Genomic DNA, 3913 nt, shown 5'->3' on the forward strand with positions numbered 1-3913 from the left:
CAATGCATTAATGTTAATTTCCCGCATTTCATTATCCTGATTCATTTCTGCATCTACCGTAATATTATGAAGCTTTGATGTTATGTAGGAAATCAAATCTTCTCCCGCTTCATTTATTTCCAAAGTTCCACCAAAGTTAACGGTGGTATCTATCCACTGGATTGGAGCACTTTCTTCCTCCGGACTATATAGCAAAAATACCCCCAGTTCTCCGGTAACAAGTACGGCACTATCCGTCATTTTTTCATTAATGTTTTTTATCCTTACATCCTTCCACAGTATTCTTTCAATAGGTGGTTTAGATGAAGGAACCGACAGCTGTTCGTGGATTCTTAAATTATCTGATTTGTCTGCCACAATGGATATTCCGTCAATATGACTGTATTTAGTCATCATGTTTTCCCTGTCTGCTCCTGTCACTGCCTCCACATCTTCTAATTTTTCCACTGTAACATATGCCATTATCTGTATTTTATATATGTAACTTCTATTATCAATCATTTTGACAGAAGATGACATAACCATTAGTTTTACATTTGCATTTCCATCTTCATCTATATCCTGGGCTTTTATAATTTCCTCAAAAGGAATTTCCCCTTCTAACCCATTTACCCTGCCATCATCAGCCCCATAGTAAAGCATCTGATAATTTATTGTTCCATTAATAACAATCTGATTATTTCTCACGGAAACATTATCAACTGTGGCTGTCTCACTTTGATTAATAATGGTTCCTACTTCCGGATATGCCTCTGTAACCCTATCTTCGTGGTTTACATAAAAAGTTTTTGCCTCGTTTTTTAATATTTTACTCATATGAATATTGCTTTTTATTAATTCCATAACTGCCCCCTGACTTTACTATATTCTGTATACCTTCTATAACATATGAACAACCTGATATATTTATTCTACTTTTTAATTGTCGGTAAATATCACGTTTTTGTCACTGTATTTTATTTTAATTACAATAACCGGGTATGTTTTTGTTTCGTTATTGGTGTATTTCTTTGGTCCCAAAAACTCCGTTCTAACAAAAATTGCATTTGAGCTTTCAAATAGTTTCTTTACGGTAATGCTGTACCCTTCATACTTTTGTTTTCCATAACCAATTATAATGTAAGTGTACTTATCATCTGAATATGTTACCTTAAACTCCTTTTCCTTACGTTCCTCTATTATTTGTTTTACCTCCTGTGGCACCTCTGCTTCCGTCACTACAGTAAAATCTATATCCTTTATTTTTTTGCTGTTTATTTTCTGAATGCCGCATGAAGACGTTACTACTATGCATATAATAAGAATTAAAATCAGTCCTGTTTTATTTTTCAGCATAAAAAATACACCACAATATATCTTTATTAAAATATATTATGGTGTATTTTATTTATGCCCTGTTTTTAAATATTAAAGCATTGAATTTACTAAATTAATCATATATTCGCCAAGTTCCTTATCCTTAGCTTCTGCATCTGCAAAATCCTTACCCTTAACTCCATAGTAGAATTTAAGTTTTGGTTCAGTACCTGATGGTCTTACACAAACCCATGCACTGTCACTTAAATCATAGTAAAGAACATTTGACTTTGGAAGTCCTGTACCTGTAACTTCTCCTGTTTCCATGTTTTTAACTGTGTCAAGTTTGTAGTCTCTTGCTGAAAGAACTTTATAGCCGGCAATTTCTGTAGGAACATTCTCACGAAGCTTCTCAATTGTATTCTTAATCTTTTCAATTCCTTCCTTGCCCTTTAATGTAATAGACTGAACACCGTCACTCCAGTATCCGTATCTCTCATACATTTCAATCATCTTATCCCAAAGAGACATTCCCTTTGTCTTGTAGTAAGCTACAGCCTCGCAAAGTGCCATAGTAGCTACTACTGCATCCTTATCTCTTGCATGTGTTCCAATAAGACATCCGTAGCTTTCCTCAAAACCGAAAGCATAATGACCTTTCTTAGTGGTTTCAAAGTTAAGAATCTGCTCTCCAATATATTTAAATCCTGTAAGAACCTCAATAAGTCTTACGTTGTAATATTTTGCAATATCATTTGCAAGATTTGTTGTAACTATAGTTTTAATTAATGCTGCATCATCAGGAAGCTGTCCTGCTTCTTTCATCTGACTGATTTCATATTCTGCCAATAAGCATCCTGACATGTTACCTGTAAGTACATGATATTCTCCTGTCTTATCATCTCTTACATATACACCAAGTCTGTCAGCATCAGGGTCTGTGGCCAACAAAATATCTGCATTAATTTCATTTCCCATTTTAACTGCTAACTCAAAGGCTTCTTTTGATTCAGGATTTGGATAACTTACTGTAGGGAAATCTCCGTCAGGAAGTTCCTGCTCCTTAACAACATATACATTTTCAAATCCTAATTCCTTAAGAACTCTTCTTACCGGAATATTTCCTGTTCCGTGAAGTGGAGTGTAAACAATCTTAATGTCCTTCTGCATTGCATCAATGGCATCCTGATGTTTAACCTGTGACTTAAGAGCTGCTATGTACTTGTCATCTACTTCTTTTCCAATCTGAACATAGAGACCTTCCTTAACTGCTTCATCCTTATCCATTGTCTTTACAAGGCTGTAATCACTAATGGCTGAAACAGCATCCATAATACCTGTGTCGTGAGGTGGTGTAATCTGTGCTCCATCCTCCCAGTAAACTTTATATCCATTGTATTCTGCCGGGTTATGGCTGGCAGTAACATTAATACCTGCTATACATCCTAATTCCCTAACTGCAAATGAAAGCTCCGGTGTAGGTCTTAATGAATCAAATACATAAGCCTTTATTCCGTTTGCATTAAGGCAAAGTGCAGCTTCATCTGCAAATTCCGGTGACATATGTCTTGAATCAAAAGCAATTGCAACACCTTTGTCCTGACCATTCATCTTTATAATATAATTTGCAAGCCCCTGTGTAGCCTTTCTTACAGTGTAAATATTCATTCTGTTAGTTCCAGCGCCTATAACTCCTCTAAGTCCTGCTGTACCAAATTCAAGTTCAGTGTAAAATCTGTCTTCGATTTCCTTTTCATCACCTTCAATTGCCTTTAATTCAGCTTTTGTTCCCTCGTCAAAGTATGGACTTTCCAGCCAGTTATTATATAACTCTCTGTAACTCATAGTAAACCTCCATTAAATTTATGCTATAAGTATTTTAATACAAACTAACCCCAAATAAAAGACCAAATATATTTTTTTACATATTTTCTATAAATTTGTGTCTTAGGTTTTCCTGTTTTAGAAATTGTGTTAGTTTTTCCTCGTTTTTCTCCGAATACCACGCCTTGTTAGAGTTGTAATAGTAATTAATTATTTTCCAAAACTTTTCCGGATAACTTAGCATGATTTTAAGGATGGTATATTCTTCACTATTTAATGGATTAATTTTGTTATATTCTTCCATGATTTTGTTTCCAAGAGAGATGTTCCAGTTGTTCTTTTCCATTACCTTTCTAAGCCAGTCGTATAAATCCTGAAGCTGAGGTGCGTAATTAATTTTTGACATATTCACCATAATTATTCCTTCCCCATCAAATAAAATATTATGGTGGTTGTAGCACCCGTGATTTATTGTCTTCATTAAAACTGCCTCTTCAAACCTTGAGGCATAGGTGGATTTTAATAAGTTTTCCGTAGCAACAACAGCCTGTTTTTTGTACTCATCCATTATATCCTGTAGGGACATTTCAAAGAAATTCTTGTTTTTCCTCTTCTTTATGTAATTTTTTATGGTAGTAATTTCCCTGTTGTGCCTTTCAAAAACCTTTTCCATGTTTTTTCCCGGATGAAATGCCCTGACATCCTTTAATAGTTCCCTGTTATCCCTTAATATGTTATGAAAGGCTGCCAGTTTTTTTGTTCCTGCTAATATGCTACCTTCATTATTTACATT

The 3913-nt window shown here is 34.7% G+C and carries 3 protein-coding genes and 1 pseudogene; all 4 read right to left on the reverse strand.

All coding sequences use genetic code 11. The features are described 5' to 3' along the window. Window positions 1–843 (reverse strand): DUF3794 domain-containing protein (locus Q5O73_RS10260; protein ID WP_302669633.1); only part of this gene is annotated, 843 nt, incomplete at its 3' end. Window positions 844–918: 75 nt separating this feature from the next. Further along, the gene (locus Q5O73_RS10265; RefSeq protein WP_021951814.1) at window positions 919–1335 is read right to left on the reverse strand and encodes a protease complex subunit PrcB family protein; all 417 of its coding nucleotides are present in this window, start codon (window positions 1333–1335) and stop codon (window positions 919–921) included. 72 nt (window positions 1336–1407) lie between these two features. Then, window positions 1408–3141: a phospho-sugar mutase gene (locus tag Q5O73_RS10270; RefSeq protein WP_302624142.1), complete on the reverse strand. Its 1734-nt coding sequence runs from the start codon at window positions 3139–3141 to the stop codon at window positions 1408–1410. Between the two features lie 76 nt (window positions 3142–3217). Beyond that, window positions 3218–3913, reverse strand: a pseudogene (locus Q5O73_RS10275) (hypothetical protein); the annotation flags it as partial.

Source organism: Eubacterium sp. AF15-50 (assembly GCF_934835595.1).
GTDB lineage: Bacteria > Bacillota > Clostridia > Lachnospirales > Lachnospiraceae > Eubacterium_G > Eubacterium_G segne.